Source organism: Pseudooceanicola sp. NS-SX8 (assembly GCF_057380755.1).
In genome coordinates, this window is the sequence record NZ_CM170819.1 from 220542 (window position 1) to 235697 (window position 15156).

Consider the following 15156-nt stretch of genomic DNA (forward strand, 5'->3'; position numbering starts at 1 on the left):
CATTCATTACATTTAATAATTACAGCGGAGCGCTCAGCCGAGGCGCTTCCAAAGCGCCTTGTCGCCCATCTTCTCGACGAAGGCGTCATGGGCCGCCCGCTCATCCTCTGCCAGGCGGGAGGGCAGGGCGACAGGACGCGGGCGCGGGCGCCAGTTCTCATCGACCTGTTCCGTATCGGCGCCCTTCTTCTTGCCCTGCGCCAGCACCAGGTCGGGCTGACGGCCACCGATCAGCTCAAGATAGACCTCCGCCAGGATCTCGGAGTCGAGCAGCGCCCCGTGCAGCGTCCGGGCAGAGTTGTCGATGCCGAACCGCCGGCACAGCGCATCCAGCGAGGCGGGCGAGCCCGGGAATTTCTTGCGCGCGATGGCCAGGGTGTCGATCGCCTGCTCCCAGGGCAGCTTCGGCATGCCAAGCCAGCCCAGTTCGGCGTTGAGGAACTTCATGTCGAAGGCGGCATTGTGGATCACAAGCTTCGCATCGCCGACGAAATCCAGAAAGTCCTGCGCCACCTCGCGGAACAGGGGCTTGTCCCGCAGGAACTCCGACGACAGCCCGTGCACCTTGAAAGCATCTTCGGGCACGTCGCGTTCGGGGTTGATATAGACGTGGAAGGTCTGCCCCGTCGGCACGTGGTTGAGCAGTTCGACACCGCCGATTTCCACCAGCCGGTCGCCCTGTTCAGGTTCGAAACCGGTGGTTTCCGTATCCATCACGATTTCACGCATTCGTCGAACCCGTCCTTATTTTCTCAACGATTTCATGCACTTGATCCTGCGCATGCTCCGGCGTGTCGGTGATGACCAGGTAATCGGCCCGGGCGCGTTTCTCTGCGTCGGGCATCTGCTTGGCCAGGATCATCTCGAACTGCGCTTCGGTCATCGTGCCCCTGTCCAGCACGCGCTTGCGCTGCTCTTCCGGGCTTACGCTGACCACCACGACCGCATCCATGCTCCGCTCCGACCCGCCTTCGAACAGCAGGGGAATGTCGAGCACGACGATATCAGCATCCGTCGCCGCGATGAAGGCCGCGCGATCTTCGGCCACGAGGGGATGCACCACCGCCTCGATACGCTTCAGGGCCCCGGGATCCGCGGCGATCACCCGCTTCAATGCTTCACGTGAAACACTGCCCCCTTCGACCACCTCCGGCCAGAGCGCGCCGAGCGGCGCCACCGCGGCCCCGCCTTCGGCGTAAAGTCGATGCACTGCCGCATCCGCATCCCACAGGGCGCAGCCTTCGGCGACGAACATCCGCGCCGTGGTCGACTTGCCCATGCCGATGGATCCGGTCAGGCCAAGGAGAAAGCTCATGCCAGCGCCGCCGCGCGGGCCTCCGCCGTGACCTCGGGCCGCTGGCCGAACCAGCGTTCAAACCCCGGCACCGCCTGGTGCAGCAGCATGCCCAGGCCGTCGACAACCGTCGCACCGGCCTTTTCCGCTTCCTGCAATATGTGTGTTTTCAATGGGTTATAAACCAGATCCGTCACAACCTGCCCGGCGTGCAGCCCATCCATGGGCACCCGAAGCTCCGGCTTGCCAACCATGCCCAGGGACGTCGTGTTCACCACCGTGGCGGCGTCTTCGATCATGTTGCCGGCTTGAACCCATTCCACCACGCGCAGCTTGCGACCAAAATCATCATGCAGCGCCTCGGCCCGGGCGCGCGTGCGGTTGGCAATCATGATCTCCGGCGCGCCAGCCTCCAGCAAGGAAGAAATGACCGCCCGCGCGGCACCACCGGCCCCCAGAAGCGCGACCGGCCCCGCCTTGGGATCCCAGTTCGGCGCATTTTGCCTCAGATTCTCGATGAATCCGTAACCATCTGTATTATCAGCATGAATCTTCCCATCCTTGCGGAAGATCAGCGTGTTTGCCGCCCCGATCACCGTTGCGCGGTCAGTCACGAGGTCGGCAATTTCCAGGATCGCTTCCTTGTGCGGGATCGTCACGTTCACCCCGACAAATCCCATCTTCGGCAGGGTGCGCAGCACCTCCCGCAGGTTTTCCTGCTCCACGTGCATCGGCACGTAATGTCCCGCAAGTCCGAGGGATTTCAGCCAGTACCCATGCAGATGCGGCGAACGGGAATGGGCAACCGGGTTGCCGATCACCCCCGCCAGGGGGATCTGTGCATCACTCATGAAGAGATGGCTCCTCTCAGGGCCAGGTAGTCCAGGATTTCCAGCAGCGGCAGCCCCAGAACGGCAAAGAAATCGCCGTCGACGCGGCTGAACAGCCGCGCGCCTTCCGCTTCCAGCTGGTAGGCCCCGCAGGACCATGAAATTTCCGGCCAGTTCCGCTCTATATACTCGTCCAGGAAAGCGGAGGAGGGCGTGCGCATGGTCATCTTCACCTCCACCAGCTTGCGCCAGACCGGCCGGCCGTCGTTGAAAATCACCGCCGCCGTGTGAAGGGAGTGCCGCTTGCCCGCCAGTTTCTCCAACTGCGCGCGCGCCGCCTCCTTCGTCGGCGGCTTGGAAAAGATCTCTCCCTCCAGCTCCAGCACCTGGTCGCAGCCGATGGTGAAGCTTTCCGGGTTCTTCCGTCCGACCTTCTCCGCCTTCAGCCCTGCAAGGGCATCGGCGATGTTCCGGGGCGTTTCTCCCTCCGCCAGAAGGGACGCCTTTATCATCTCTTCGTCCACGCGCGCTTTCGCCACCTCGAAGGTGACACCGGCGCGGCGCAGAAGCTGCGCCCGGATTTCGGAGGAAGAAGCCAGCAGGACAGGAGAGAGCATGTGGATAAGTCGGTGTAGAACGGGACGATTACTTGCCGACACTTCTGGGAAAAATCACGGCTTGACGCAAGTCCCGCCGACCCCCTGTGAGGGACTCACCGAGTCCTGCACAGAACCACAGAAGACTCCCACCGAGGGATAAGGAAAACCCGCCATCGGCCCGTACCTGAGTCTCCCCGGATTCAATCCCCACAGGAGGGTTTCACTTACACACAGGATTTTCCCGGCTCAAGTCGCTGGAATCCGGGCCATTTTGGAATCTCGCCGAAACTTCTCCTCGATTCGCTAACGATTCCCCCCAGACATATCCACTTGTGGATAAACCGGTGTGTAAGAAAAGGATCCACAGGAAGAGGGCTCCCAACATCAAACAACAACTTCTTTTTTTCTTTCTTATTTATTAGGGGAGAGGGACCAGACCGGAGATCAGAATGCTCGACTTGCTCGCCATCGCGTACCCGTGGACAAAGTTCCTGCACATCATCTCGGTGATTTCCTGGATGGCCGGAATTTTCTATCTGCCCCGCCTCTACGTGTACCATTCCGAGCAGGAGATGGACGAAAAGACCGACCAGCTCTTCCAGACCATGGAAAGGCGGCTCCTGAGGGGCATCATGAACCCCGCGATGATCGCCACCTGGGTTTTTGGCGTAGCGCTCGTCCTGACGCCGGGAATCGTGGTCTGGGGCGATGTCTGGCCCTGGACCAAGGGCGCCTGCGTCATCGCGATGACGGTTTTCCATCACTGGCTTGCCAACCGGCGCAAGGATTTCGCCCGTGGAGAGAACAAGCTCCCCGGCCGGACCTACCGGATGATGAACGAGGTTCCGACGCTTCTGATGGTGATCATCGTCGCCTCCGTGGTCGTGAAGTTCTGATTTTATTGACTCAGAAGCGGGGACTGCCTATCTACCCGCCAACGCCGCCCGTCCGGGTGAGTCGATCTTCCATGCATATACCGTACCGCGCGCCCTGACCGGGCCGGACGAAGGATCTTGTTTACATGACCGAAAACCGTCTCAATCTCTCCGATCTGAAGGCGAAGAGCCCGAAGGATCTGCTGGCGATGGCAGAGGAGCTCGAAATCGAGAACGCCTCGACCATGCGCAAGGGCGAGATGATGTTCCAGATCCTGCGCGAACTGGCCGATGACGACTGGCAGGTCGGCGGCGATGGCGTGCTGGAGGTCCTGCAGGACGGTTTCGGCTTCCTCCGCTCGCCCGAGGCGAACTACCTGCCGGGTCCCGATGACATCTACGTCTCGCCCGACATGATCCGGCAGTTCTCGCTGCGCACCGGCGATACCGTCGAAGGCCTGATGAAGGCGCCCGACGACAACGAGCGGTACTTCGCGCTGACCACCGTGTCCTCGATCAACTTCGAGGAGCCGGAGAAGGCCCGCCACAAGATCGCCTTCGACAACCTGACGCCGCTCTATCCCGACGAACGCCTGAAGATGGAGATCGAGGATCCCACCATCAAGGACCGTTCCGCGCGCATCATCGACCTCGTCGCGCCGATCGGGAAGGGCCAGCGTTCGCTGATCGTGGCACCGCCGCGCACCGGTAAGACCGTCCTGCTGCAAAACATCGCCAGCTCGATCGAAAAGAACCACCCGGAGTGCTACCTGATCGTCCTGCTGATCGACGAACGCCCGGAAGAAGTCACCGACATGCAGCGTTCCGTGAAGGGCGAGGTCATCTCCTCCACCTTCGACGAACCTGCCACGCGCCACGTTGCCGTCTCCGAAATGGTCATCGAAAAGGCCAAGCGTCTGGTCGAACATAAACGAGATGTTGTGATCCTTCTCGATTCGATCACCAGACTTGGTCGTGCCTTCAACACCGTGGTGCCGTCCTCGGGTAAGGTGCTGACCGGTGGTGTGGACGCCAACGCCCTGCAGCGCCCCAAGCGCTTCTTCGGTGCCGCACGGAACATCGAAGAGGGCGGGTCGCTCACCATCATCGCGACCGCGCTGATCGACACCGGCTCCCGGATGGACGAAGTCATCTTCGAAGAATTCAAGGGCACGGGTAACTCCGAAATCGTCCTGGACCGCAAGATCGCCGACAAGCGCGTTTACCCGGCGATGGACATCCTGAAGTCCGGCACCCGGAAAGAGGATCTGCTGGTGGACAAGGTCGATCTGCAGAAGACCTTCGTCCTGCGCCGCATCCTGAACCCGATGGGCACCACGGATGCGATCGAATTCCTGATCTCGAAGTTGAAGCAGACCAAGACGAACTCGGAATTCTTCGACTCGATGAACACCTGAGCCAGGGAAGGCTAGGGACCAATGGATACCATCTTCGCGCTTGCCTCGGCCCCGGGCCGGGCAGGCGTATCCGTGATGAGGATCTCAGGGCCGGGAGCTTTCCCGGCCCTCTCCCGTTTTGGCACGACCTGCCCCGAACCACGGGCGGCCGCCCTGCGCCTGCTGCGTGATGGCGATGATGTCGTCGATCAGGCGTTGATCCTGGCCTTTCCGGGCCCTGCCAGCTTCACCGGCGAAGATGTCGTCGAACTTCACCTGCATGGTTCGCCCGCCGTCGTGACCTCCGTCCTGCGGATGCTGTCAGAGGTGGAGGGCCTGCGCATGGCCGAGCCGGGCGAATTCACCCGCCGCGCGCTTGAAAACGGCAAGATGGACCTGGCGCAAGTCGAAGGGCTTGCGGACCTGATCGATTCCGAGACCGAGGCGCAACGCCGTCAGGCGCAGCGCGTCTTCTCCGGCAAGCTGGGGGAGGTGGTGCAGGGCTGGCGCCGTGACCTGATCCGCGCCGCGGCCCTGCTGGAAGCGGTGATTGATTTCGCCGACGAAGACGTGCCCGTCGATGTCCGGCCAGAGGTCAACGACCTCCTCTCCGGGGTTTCCGCCTCGCTTGAGGTGCAGGCCCGTGGCGCCGCCATGGCCGAACGTGTCCGCCACGGCTTCGAGGTTGCGATCCTCGGTGCGCCGAATGCGGGCAAGTCCACGCTGCTGAATGCCCTTGCCGGGCGCGAAGCGGCGATCACCTCCTCCGTTGCCGGCACCACCCGCGACGTGATCGAGGTGCGGATGGACCTGCGCGGCCTGCCGGTGACCCTGCTGGACACCGCCGGGTTGCGCGAAACCGAAGACGAGGTCGAAGCGATCGGCATTGCCCGCGCCAGGGCTCGTGCCGAAGACGCCGACCTGCGGCTCTACCTCCTGGCCCCCGGCGAAGATCCGCAGATCGACCTGCGAGAGGATGACATCATCCTGCAGGGTAAGGCAGATGTGACTGGCAATCCCGAGGGAATCAGCGGAGTGACGGGGCAGGGGATCGACGCCCTGATCACGCGCCTGGGCCAGGTTTTCGCCAGTCGTTCCGCCCTCGTGGCCACGGCGACCCGGGAACGACACCGCGTCGCGATCCTGCGGGCGCTCAGCGACCTCGCCCAGGCGAGGGAGATGCTGGACAACCCCGCCTGGACCGAGGACCTGATCGCCGAGGAACTGCGCTCCGCTATTCGGGCGCTCGATTCTCTGGTAGGCATCGTGGATGTCGAAAACCTTCTGGATGAGATCTTCTCGTCCTTCTGCATCGGCAAGTGATCGGGGCAAGTGATGGGAGATGTTTCACGTGAAACAGTCTGATTTCGATGTCATCGTTGTTGGGGGCGGTCATGCGGGTTCCGACGCCGCATCGGCGGCCGCGCGGGCAGGGGCCCGGACGGCGCTGGTGACGCTGAAGTTCGATGGCATCGGCGTGATGTCCTGTAATCCGGCCATTGGCGGGCTCGGAAAAGGGCACCTCGTGCGCGAGGTTGATGCCCTTGATGGCGTCATGGGCCGCGTGGCGGACCTCGCCGGGATCCAGTTCCGTCTGCTGAACCGTCGCAAGGGCCCTGCCGTGCAAGGCCCCCGCGCCCAGGCCGATCGCGCCGTCTATCGCCGCGAGATGCAGCGCGAAATGACCTCTCAGCCCGGTCTGACCGTGATCGAGGGCGAGGTTACCGATTTCATCATGCAGGGCGACCGCGTTGCGGGTCTCGTCCTGGCCGATGGCTCCGAAATTCACGCCCGCGCCGTCGTCCTGACGACAGGCACCTTCCTGCGCGGGTTGATCCATATCGGTGACGTTCACTATTCCGGCGGTCGCATGGGCGACAATGCCGCTAACAAGCTGGGCGAACGGATGGAGGGCTTCGGCCTGCCCCTCGGGCGGCTGAAAACCGGGACCCCGCCGCGCCTCGACGGTCGCACGATCAAATGGGACCTGCTGGAAGAACAGCCGGGGGACGAGGATCCCGTCCTCTTCTCCTTCCTCTCGACCAAGGTGAACCTGGCCCAGGTCCCCTGCGGGATCACCCATACCAACGCCGCGACGCACCAGATCATCCGCGACAACCTCTCCCGCTCCGCCATGTATGGCGGCCATATCGACGGTGTCGGCCCGCGCTATTGCCCTTCGATCGAGGACAAGGTCGTGCGCTTTGCCGACAAGGACTCGCACCAGGTCTTCCTCGAACCCGAAGGGCTGAACGATCACACCGTCTACCCCAACGGGATCTCGACCTCCCTGCCGGAGGAGGTGCAGCACGCCTATGTCCGCTCCATGAAGGGGCTGGAAGACGTGGTGATCCTGCAACCGGGCTATGCCATCGAATACGACTACGTCGATCCCCGCGCGCTGGATACCCGTCTGGGCTTGCGCGACGTGCCGGGTCTCTTCCTCGCGGGGCAGATCAACGGCACCACGGGCTACGAAGAAGCCGCCGCCCAGGGCCTCGTCGCCGGTCTGAACGCCGCGAAAGAGGCGCTTGGCCAGGATCCGGTGACCTTCAGCCGCGCCGACAGCTATATCGGCGTGATGATCGACGACCTGACGACGCGCGGCGTCTCGGAACCCTATCGCATGTTCACCTCCCGCGCCGAATACCGCCTGTCGCTGCGCGCCGACAACGCGGATCAGCGCCTGACCCCCAAGGGGATCGAGGCCGGTTTCGTGGGGCAGGGACGTCGCGAGGCCTTCGAAGCCAAGATGGAACGTATCGGCGCCGGGCGGGAAATCCTCGACGGAACGACGGTCACGCCGAAACAGCTCAACACCGCCGGCATCAAGGTGGGGGAAGACGGCAAACAGCGCACCCTCTACCAGGTCTTGGCTTTCCCTGAGACTTCGGTGGCAGATCTGGTGGCTCTCGCCCCGGCGCTCGCTGATCTCGACATGGAAACCCAGGAGCAACTGCGCCGCGACGCGCTCTACGCCACCTATATCCAGCGTCAGCAGAACGATGCCCAGGCGCTGCAAAAGGACGAGGCGCGCGGTATTCCCGCCGATTTCGACTATGACCGCCTCGAAGGGCTGTCGAATGAACTGAAGTCGAAGCTGGTCCGCATCCGCCCGGCAAACCTCGCCCAGGCGGGCCGGATCGAAGGCATGACCCCAGCGGCGCTCGCCCTCATCCTCTCCCGTCTCAACCGGGCACAGAAGGAAAAATCGGCGTGAGCAGGGCTGATCTCGCTGCGGATGTTTCACGTGAAACACTGGACCGCCTCGATACCTACGCCGCGTTGCTGGAACGCTGGAATCCGAAGATCAATCTCGTGGCCAAGAGCACCATTCCAGAGCTCTGGACCCGCCATCTGACAGATTCCGCCCAGATCCACGGCCTGGCGCCCGATTTCTCCACCTGGGCCGATATCGGCACCGGCGGCGGCTTCCCGGGCATGGTCATCGCGATCCTGGCGGCAGAAAGCCACCCCGAAGCGCAGTTCACGATGATCGAATCGGACCAGCGCAAATGCGCTTTCCTGCGGACCGTAGCCCGGGAATGCGGGCTGAAGGTGGCGATTCTGGCCGAACGGATCGAATCTGCCCCCGCGCAGGGCGCCGATGTGCTCTCTGCCCGGGCCCTGGCCAGCCTCGACCTGCTGCTTGGCTTCGCGGAACGCCATCTTGCGCCCTCCGGTACAGCGATTTTCCTCAAGGGCGCGCGCTGGAAAGAGGAAGTTGAGCAGGCCGAAGCCCATTGGCGCTTTCACTGGGACGCGGTGCCGAGTAAAACCGAAGGCGGGGCAGTGATCCTTAAAATCGGAGGAATCGAACGTGTCTAACCTGCTGACCGCACCGGGGCCGCGGATCGTCGCCATCGCGAACCAGAAGGGCGGCGTGGGCAAGACCACGACGGCCATCAACCTGAGCGCCGCGCTGGTAGAGCAGGGGCAGAAGGTCCTCCTGATCGACTTCGATCCGCAGGGCAACGCCTCCACCGGGCTCGGCGTCGAACCCGAGGACCGGGAATACACCACCTATGAGCTGATGCTGGACGATGCGCCGCTGGATGACATCATCCGCCGCACCAATATCGCCAACCTGGACCTTGTTCCGGCCACGGTGGACCTCTCCTCGGCCGATATCGAGCTGATCGCCAACGAAAAACGCTCCTTCCTGCTGCATGACGCCCTGCGGCAGCCGGCGATGGCGCAATACGGCTACGATTTCATCCTGATCGATTGCCCGCCCTCGCTGAACCTGCTGACGGTGAACGCCATGGTCGCTGCGCATTCTGTGCTGGTCCCCCTGCAAAGCGAATTCTTTGCGCTTGAAGGCCTGTCGCAGCTGATGCTGTCGGTCCGCGAGGTTCGCCAGACGGCCAATCCGGAGCTGCGGATCGAAGGGATCGTCCTGACCATGTACGACGCCCGCAACAACCTCTCCCAGCAGGTAGAGGAAGATGCGCGCGAAAACCTGGGAGAACTGGTCTTCCGCACGATCATCCCGCGCAATGTCCGCGTCAGCGAGGCGCCCTCCTTCTCCGTTCCGGTGCTGGAATTCGATCCGACGTCGAAAGGGGCGATGGCCTACCGCGCGCTGGCGGCGGAAATCCTGCAGAAATACGAAAGCGTCGCGGCCTGACGCGACTGGAGAGCAGCATGGAAAAGAAAAAGAGCCGGGGACTGGGCCGGGGGCTTTCGGCCCTCATGGCCGATGTGAACGAACAGCCGGTCGCCGCAGCCGCCCCTGGCGCGGGCAATGTCCGTCGTCCGGACATGACCGTCCCGATCGAGAACGTCGTTCCGAACCCGGATCAGCCGCGCCGCACCTTCACCGAAGCGCAGCTGGAAGAGCTGACCGCCTCGATCAAGGAAAAGGGCGTCATTCAGCCGCTGATCGTCCGTCCGAAGCCCGGTGACCCCGGCAAGTACGAGATCGTTGCCGGCGAACGCCGCTGGCGCTCCGCGCAGCGCGCGCAGCTGCATGAACTGCCTGTTATCGTTCGCGATTTCGACGATACCGAGGTTCTCGAAGTCGCCATCATCGAGAACATCCAGCGGGCGGACCTGAACCCCATCGAAGAGGCGGCGGGCTTCCGTCAGCTGATGGAGAAGTTCGGTCACACCCAGGAAAAGCTGGCCCAGGCCCTCGGCAAGAGCCGCTCGCATATCGCCAATCTGATGCGCCTGCTGCAGCTCCCGGATGAGGTGCGCGACATGCTGCAGGAGGGGAAGCTCTCCGCCGGCCACGCCCGCGCGCTGATCACCTCCGACGATCCGGTGACGCTGGCGAAGAAGGTCGTGGCCGACGGGCTCTCCGTCCGGGCCACCGAACAGCTGGCGAAGAAGCCGAAAGCCACCTCCGAAGCGCCGAAAGCGCCTCGTACGGCGCCGAAATCGCTGGGGGACAAGGATGCGGACACCAAGGCGCTGGAGGCTGATCTGTCCGCCGCGCTCGGCTATCGCGTCGAAATCAGCCATGTGCCGGGGCAGGAAGCGGGCAAGCTGACCATCAGCTACCCCTCGCTGGAAGCGCTGGATGACATCTGTCAGGTGCTCGGCAGCGCGCGCTGACAGGGCCCGTCAGGAAGGGCGCGTCCAGAGGAACAGCATCACGCAGCACAGCGTGAGCCCCTGGATCAGCAGCAGCATCGGGCGCAGCCCCATAAGGATCGAGAGCATGAAGACGCCTCCCACCATGACGGTGGCGAGGCGTTTTGCCTTCAGGGAGATCGCGCCGCGTTCATGCCAGTCGCGGATCGGCGGGCCAAAGGTCGGGTGATGGACCAACCATTGATGCAACCGCTCCGACGAGCGGGCGAAACAGAAGGTCGCGAGCAGCATGAAGGGCACGGTGGGCAAAAGTGGCAGCACGACGCCCAAAAGGCCGAGACCCATGGCCAGAAGCCCGGAAATCAGCCAGATGACCCGCATTTCCTACGAATCCAGCAGTTTGTTTATGACGGCGTTGAGCAGCATACGTCCTTGATCCGTAACGAAAATTCGCCGATTTTCGACTTTCGTGAGCTCTCTCTCGCAAAGTTCCTCGACCACCGACCCGTTGAGAGGAGCTGAGCTCAATTTCTCGAACCGGTCCAGATCGATTCCCTCGCGCAATCTGAGCCCCATCAGAAGGTATTCCTCCGCCTGTTCGAGTCCAGTTAAAGACTCGATCAGGCTGTCGCCATTTCCGGCCTCGGCCATCTCCAGCCACTTGCCCGGCGCGCGCGGCTGCTCCGTCGCGTGGCGCTTGCCGCCCAGGGTGACGCGGCCATGGGCGCCAGGACCGATGCCGATGTAATCGCCGTACCGCCAGTACAGCACGTTGTGCCGGGACCGCGCGCCGTCGCGGGCATGGTTCGACACTTCGTAGTTTTCGAACCCGTGGGCCGCGGTGACCTCCTGGGTCAGCTCCCACATGTCGGCGGCCAGGTCTTCCTCGGGCAAGCCCTTCAGCCCGCCACGCTTGTAACGATCGCCGAAGGCGGTGCCTTCCTCGATCGTCAGCTGGTACAGCGACAGGTGGTCGATGGCCAGTGACAGGGCACGGTCGAGTTCCGCCTCCCATGCGGCAAGCGTCTGATCCTGCCGGGCATAGATCAGGTCGAAGGACACGCGCTCGAACTGGTTGCGGGCGATGTCGAAGGCGCGCAGCGCCTCATCCACCGTATGCAGCCGCCCCAACCGCCGCAGGTCCGCATCGTTCATCGCCTGGAACCCCATGGAGACGCGGTTCACGCCGGCCTCCGCATAGCCCCGGAACCGGCCCGCATCGATCGAGGTCGGGTTGGCTTCCAGCGTCACCTCGACCTCGTTCGCCTGGGGCCAAAGCCTTCTGATCGTTGACAGAATCCCGTCCACGGTCGCTGGTTCCATCAGCGAGGGCGTGCCGCCGCCAAAGAAGACCGATTGCACCACGCGGCCCGGTGTCAGGGCCGCGTAGCGTTCCAGTTCGCTGATGTAGGATTTCAGCCAGCGCCCCTGGTCCACCCGCTCCCAGACGTGGGAGTTGAAGTCGCAGTAGGGGCACTTGGATTGGCAGAACGGCCAGTGCACGTAGACGCCGAACCCGGCGTTCTGCCAGTCGTCAGTCAAAGCAGGCCTTCAGCTTTGCAAAGGCATCGGCGCGGTGGCTGATGCGGTTCTTCTCGGCGGCATCCATCTCGCCAAAGGTGATGTCGTAGCCCTCGGGGACGAAGATCGGGTCATAGCCATGCCCCTCCGTACCGCGCATGGGCCAGACGACCTGACCCTGGCAGATCCCGGCGAAGATCTCGTCATGGCCATCGGGCCAGGCCAGGCAGAAGGTGCAGTTGAAAGCCGCAGTGCGCGGGTAGGGGGCGTTCTTCGCCTCCAGCGCATCCCAGGTCTTCTTCATTGCCATGGGGAAGTCGCGACCATTGGGCGTTTCGGCCCAGTCGGCGGTATAGACCCCCGGCGCGCCGTCCAGGCCATCCACCGTGATGCCGCTGTCATCGGACAGGGCGGGCAGGCCGGTCGCCTTGGCGGCGTAATGCGCCTTGATGCGGGCATTGCCGATGAAGGTATCCTGATCCTCCACCGGCTCTTCCAGGCCGTGATCGGCAGCAGAAGAAACCTCGATCCCGTAGGGGGAAAGCAAGTCGTTGATTTCGCTTAGCTTTCCCTTGTTGTGGCTGGCCAGGACCAGCTTCTTTCCTTCGAACTTACGCACCGACTGCCGCCTTCTGGATCGCCACCAGTTCCCCCACGCCCTTCTCGGCGAGGTCCAGCAGCTGGTTCATCTGGTCACGCGAAAACACGCTGCCCTCGGCGGACATCTGCACCTCGATCAGCTTTTTCGAGCCGGTCATGATGAAGTTGCCGTCGACGCCCGCCTCGCTGTCCTCGGGGTAGTCGAGGTCCAGCACCGGCTGCCCGGCATAGATGCCGCAGCTGACGGCGGCCACCGGATCGACCAGCGGATCGGACACGACCTGGCCGGTCTTCATCAGCTTGTTGACCGCCAGTTTCAGCGCGACCCAACCCCCGGTGATCGAGGCGCAGCGCGTCCCGCCATCGGCCTGGATCACGTCGCAATCCACCGTGATCTGCTTTTCGCCAAGCGCCACGCGGTCCACGCCCGCGCGCAGGGATCGACCGATAAGTCTTTGAATTTCAACAGTTCTTCCGCCCTGCTTGCCCATGGCCGCTTCCCGCCGCATGCGAGAGGAGGTGGACCGGGGCAGCATGCCGTATTCCGCCGTGACCCAGCCCAGGCCGGACCCCTTGATGAAGGGGGGCACGCGCTCTTCGATGGTGGCGGTGCACAGAACATGGGTGTCGCCCATCTTGATCAGGCAGGAGCCCTCGGCGTGTTTCGTGACCCCGATCTCGATTGAAACCGGGCGCATTTCGCTTAAATCTCTTCCAGACGGTCGCATGATAACCCCTCTTCCTGGCCTCGTGTGATAGGCAGGGCGGGGGTGCGATGGCAAGCCCCGTTGACCTTTCCGCGACCGCCACTTTAATGGCTAACCGGGCAAGAAGGACAGAGATGGCAGAGACGACCTCGCTCCTCAATGAACTCAATGATCGCTCGCGCGAAGTGTTTCGGCGGGTTGTCGAAGGCTACCTCGACACGGGCGAACCCGTCGGCTCCCGCAGCCTGACCCGGTTCATGAGCGAAAAGGTCTCGGCCGCGACGGTCCGCAACGTGATGCAGGATCTCGAATACATGGGCCTGCTGGACAGCCCCCATGTCAGCGCCGGCCGCGTGCCGACGCAGCAGGGGCTGCGCATGTTCGTGGATGGCCTGCTGGAGGTCTCTGACCTCGACCAGACCGAACGCCAGAAGATCGACGCGACGGTTGCAGATGGCGGCGACGTGGGCGCGTTGATGGATCGCATCGGCTCCGCCCTCAGCCTTGCCACCCACGGCGCCTCGCTCGTGCTCACGCCCAAGCACGAGGCGCCGATCAAGCATATCGAGTTCGTCTCCCTCGGCCCCGAACGCGCGCTGGTGGTGCTGGTCACCGCCGATGGCCACGTGGAAAACCGCCTGTTCACCCCGCCGCCGGGCCAGACGCCCAGCTCCATGCGGGAGGCGGCGAATTTCCTCAATGCCGTGCTTGAAGGGAAGACCCTGTCGGAGGCGCGCACCGCCGTTTCACGTGAAATAGAAGCGCGGCGGCAGCAGATCGACGGCCTCGCCCGGGTCCTGGTGGAAAGCGGCGTGGCGGTCTGGGAAGGCGAGGGGGGCGAGGGCAATTTCGGCGAAAGGCTGATCGTGCGGGGGCAGTCGAACCTGCTCGACAGTCAGGAAGCGGACCTGGACCGCATCCGCTCTCTCTTCGACGATCTGGAGAGGAAGCGCGACATTGCCGAATTCCTCGACCTGACCGAGGAAGGCGACGGCGTGCGCATTTTTATCGGGTCAGAGAACAAACTTTTCTCACTTTCGGGTTCCTCTCTGGTGGTCTCTCCATATATGAACGCTGACCGGAAGATCATCGGTGCTGTTGGCGTGATCGGGCCCACGCGGCTCAACTACGGACGCATCGTTCCGATTGTGGATTACACGGCGCAGCTGGTCGGGCGGATGCTGACCGATCGCCGCTAGGCCGAGATGAGGTGAATTATGGCTGATCCGAAGGACGAAAATTTCCTGGACGACGTCGAACAGGCCGAAGCAGAGGCCTACGAGGTCGAGATCGAGGAGATCGACGATGACGCGCTTGAACTCGACGCCCTGAAGGCGGAGCGGGACGAGCTGAAGGACAAGTGGGTGCGCGCCCTGGCAGAGGCGGAGAACGCCCGCAAGCGCGCCGACAAGCAGCGTCGCGATGCAGAGAACTACGGCGGTGCCAAGCTCTCCCGCGATATCCTGCCGGTCTACGACAACCTCAAGCGCGCCGTGGAAGCGGCGGGTGAGAAGACCGAGGAAAACGCCGCCCTGCTCGAAGGGCTGGAACTGACGATGCGCGAACTGCTCAACACCTTCCGCAAGCACGGGATCGAACCGATCGCGCCGGAAGTCGGGGAGAAGTTCGACCCGAACGTGCACGAAGCCATGTTCGAGGCCCCCGTGCCCGGCACCAAGGCCGGCGAGATCATCCAGGTCTCCGCAGAGGGCTTCATGCTGCACGAACGTCTGCTGCGCCCCGCGCAGGTCGGTGTGTCCAGCTTCACCGGCTGAGGCAGGACCAGAGACCG

The 15156-nt window shown here is 63.3% G+C and carries 17 protein-coding genes; 9 read left to right on the plus strand and 8 right to left on the minus strand.

The features are described 5' to 3' along the window. Positions 1–33: 33 nt before the first annotated feature. The 4 genes from dnaQ to AC2IR1_RS00905 are packed head-to-tail and all read right to left on the minus strand — an operon-like array spanning position 34 to position 2741. Entirely contained in the window at positions 34–729 is a 696-nt protein-coding gene (gene dnaQ / locus AC2IR1_RS00890; RefSeq protein ID WP_486474402.1) for a DNA polymerase III subunit epsilon, read from the minus strand. Then, positions 722–1315 carry a dephospho-CoA kinase gene (coaE, locus tag AC2IR1_RS00895; protein ID WP_486474403.1) on the minus strand — a complete coding sequence of 198 codons (594 nt, stop codon included), beginning with the start codon at positions 1313–1315 and terminating at the stop codon, positions 722–724. Before coaE ends, dnaQ begins: the two co-directional genes overlap by 8 nt. Then, a complete protein-coding gene (locus tag AC2IR1_RS00900; RefSeq protein WP_486474404.1) occupies positions 1312–2145 on the minus strand; it encodes a shikimate dehydrogenase in 834 nt (277 codons plus the stop codon). Before AC2IR1_RS00900 ends, coaE begins: the two co-directional genes overlap by 4 nt. Then, a complete protein-coding gene (locus AC2IR1_RS00905) occupies positions 2142–2741 on the minus strand; it encodes a Maf family protein (RefSeq protein WP_486474405.1) in 600 nt (199 codons plus the stop codon). Before AC2IR1_RS00905 ends, AC2IR1_RS00900 begins: the two co-directional genes overlap by 4 nt. 431 nt (positions 2742–3172) lie before the next feature. On the opposite strand from AC2IR1_RS00905, the gene hemJ reads away from it, so the two are divergent. The 7 genes from hemJ to AC2IR1_RS00940 all read left to right on the plus strand — a co-directional run bounded on the left by hemJ (position 3173) and on the right by AC2IR1_RS00940 (position 10557). After that, positions 3173–3619, plus strand: coding sequence for a protoporphyrinogen oxidase HemJ (gene hemJ / locus AC2IR1_RS00910; RefSeq protein ID WP_486474406.1), 447 nt, complete (start codon positions 3173–3175; stop codon positions 3617–3619). A gap of 125 nt (positions 3620–3744) precedes the next feature. Further along, positions 3745–5016, plus strand: coding sequence for a transcription termination factor Rho (rho, locus tag AC2IR1_RS00915; RefSeq protein ID WP_486474407.1), 1272 nt, complete (start codon positions 3745–3747; stop codon positions 5014–5016). A 21-nt stretch (positions 5017–5037) separates the two neighbouring features. Continuing rightward, positions 5038–6318, plus strand: coding sequence for a tRNA uridine-5-carboxymethylaminomethyl(34) synthesis GTPase MnmE (mnmE, locus tag AC2IR1_RS00920; protein ID WP_486474408.1), 1281 nt, complete (start codon positions 5038–5040; stop codon positions 6316–6318). Positions 6319–6337: 19 nt separating this feature from the next. After that, positions 6338–8215: a tRNA uridine-5-carboxymethylaminomethyl(34) synthesis enzyme MnmG gene (gene mnmG / locus AC2IR1_RS00925; RefSeq protein WP_486474409.1), complete on the plus strand. Its 1878-nt coding sequence runs from the start codon at positions 6338–6340 to the stop codon at positions 8213–8215. Continuing rightward, positions 8212–8823: a 16S rRNA (guanine(527)-N(7))-methyltransferase RsmG gene (rsmG, locus tag AC2IR1_RS00930; RefSeq protein WP_486474410.1), complete on the plus strand. Its 612-nt coding sequence runs from the start codon at positions 8212–8214 to the stop codon at positions 8821–8823. Before mnmG ends, rsmG begins: the two co-directional genes overlap by 4 nt. Then, on the plus strand, positions 8816–9625 hold the full coding sequence (locus AC2IR1_RS00935; RefSeq protein WP_486474411.1) for a ParA family protein: 810 nt from the start codon (positions 8816–8818) through the stop codon (positions 9623–9625). Before rsmG ends, AC2IR1_RS00935 begins: the two co-directional genes overlap by 8 nt. Positions 9626–9642: 17 nt before the next feature. Continuing rightward, positions 9643–10557 (plus strand): ParB/RepB/Spo0J family partition protein, encoded by a 915-nt coding sequence (locus tag AC2IR1_RS00940; RefSeq protein WP_486474412.1) that lies wholly within the window; start codon positions 9643–9645, stop codon positions 10555–10557. A gap of 9 nt (positions 10558–10566) precedes the next feature. On the opposite strand, the gene AC2IR1_RS00945 is transcribed toward AC2IR1_RS00940, so the two are convergent. From AC2IR1_RS00945 to rph, 4 genes are read right to left on the minus strand one after another with little or no spacing between them, the layout of a single operon-like run. Next, positions 10567–10917 carry a YbaN family protein gene (locus tag AC2IR1_RS00945; protein WP_486474413.1) on the minus strand — a complete coding sequence of 117 codons (351 nt, stop codon included), beginning with the start codon at positions 10915–10917 and terminating at the stop codon, positions 10567–10569. A 3-nt stretch (positions 10918–10920) separates the two neighbouring features. Continuing rightward, positions 10921–12078, minus strand: coding sequence for a radical SAM family heme chaperone HemW (gene hemW, locus AC2IR1_RS00950; protein WP_486474414.1), 1158 nt, complete (start codon positions 12076–12078; stop codon positions 10921–10923). After that, positions 12071–12676, minus strand: coding sequence for an RdgB/HAM1 family non-canonical purine NTP pyrophosphatase (rdgB, locus tag AC2IR1_RS00955; RefSeq protein ID WP_486474415.1), 606 nt, complete (start codon positions 12674–12676; stop codon positions 12071–12073). Before rdgB ends, hemW begins: the two co-directional genes overlap by 8 nt. After that, positions 12669–13385 carry a ribonuclease PH gene (rph, locus tag AC2IR1_RS00960; protein ID WP_486474416.1) on the minus strand — a complete coding sequence of 239 codons (717 nt, stop codon included), beginning with the start codon at positions 13383–13385 and terminating at the stop codon, positions 12669–12671. Before rph ends, rdgB begins: the two co-directional genes overlap by 8 nt. Positions 13386–13498: 113 nt before the next feature. Here rph and hrcA point away from each other — a divergent pair, with 113 nt between their 5' ends. Together hrcA and AC2IR1_RS00970 are read left to right on the plus strand one after the other, a co-directional pair. Then, positions 13499–14563 carry a heat-inducible transcriptional repressor HrcA gene (gene hrcA / locus AC2IR1_RS00965; protein WP_486474417.1) on the plus strand — a complete coding sequence of 355 codons (1065 nt, stop codon included), beginning with the start codon at positions 13499–13501 and terminating at the stop codon, positions 14561–14563. 18 nt (positions 14564–14581) lie between these two features. Beyond that, entirely contained in the window at positions 14582–15139 is a 558-nt protein-coding gene (locus AC2IR1_RS00970; protein ID WP_486474418.1) for a nucleotide exchange factor GrpE, read from the plus strand. Positions 15140–15156: the final 17 nt, after the last annotated feature.

Excerpts from the sequence above, each read along its gene's own strand:
- AC2IR1_RS00940 (WP_486474412.1), top strand. The coding sequence starts at position 9,643 with ATGGAAAAGAAAAAGAGCCGGGGACTGGGCCGGGGGCTTTCGGCCCTC.
- rph (WP_486474416.1), bottom strand. The coding sequence starts at position 13,385 with ATGCGACCGTCTGGAAGAGATTTAAGCGAAATGCGCCCGGTTTCAATC.
- hemJ (WP_486474406.1), top strand. The coding sequence starts at position 3,173 with ATGCTCGACTTGCTCGCCATCGCGTACCCGTGGACAAAGTTCCTGCAC.
- coaE (WP_486474403.1), bottom strand. The coding sequence starts at position 1,315 with ATGAGCTTTCTCCTTGGCCTGACCGGATCCATCGGCATGGGCAAGTCG.
- AC2IR1_RS00970 (WP_486474418.1), top strand. The coding sequence starts at position 14,582 with ATGGCTGATCCGAAGGACGAAAATTTCCTGGACGACGTCGAACAGGCC.
- AC2IR1_RS00945 (WP_486474413.1), bottom strand. The coding sequence starts at position 10,917 with ATGCGGGTCATCTGGCTGATTTCCGGGCTTCTGGCCATGGGTCTCGGC.
- AC2IR1_RS00900 (WP_486474404.1), bottom strand. The coding sequence starts at position 2,145 with ATGAGTGATGCACAGATCCCCCTGGCGGGGGTGATCGGCAACCCGGTT.
- hrcA (WP_486474417.1), top strand. The coding sequence starts at position 13,499 with ATGGCAGAGACGACCTCGCTCCTCAATGAACTCAATGATCGCTCGCGC.
- dnaQ (WP_486474402.1), bottom strand. The coding sequence starts at position 729 with ATGCGTGAAATCGTGATGGATACGGAAACCACCGGTTTCGAACCTGAA.
- rho (WP_486474407.1), top strand. The coding sequence starts at position 3,745 with ATGACCGAAAACCGTCTCAATCTCTCCGATCTGAAGGCGAAGAGCCCG.
- AC2IR1_RS00905 (WP_486474405.1), bottom strand. The coding sequence starts at position 2,741 with ATGCTCTCTCCTGTCCTGCTGGCTTCTTCCTCCGAAATCCGGGCGCAG.
- mnmE (WP_486474408.1), top strand. The coding sequence starts at position 5,038 with ATGGATACCATCTTCGCGCTTGCCTCGGCCCCGGGCCGGGCAGGCGTA.
- mnmG (WP_486474409.1), top strand. The coding sequence starts at position 6,338 with ATGTTTCACGTGAAACAGTCTGATTTCGATGTCATCGTTGTTGGGGGC.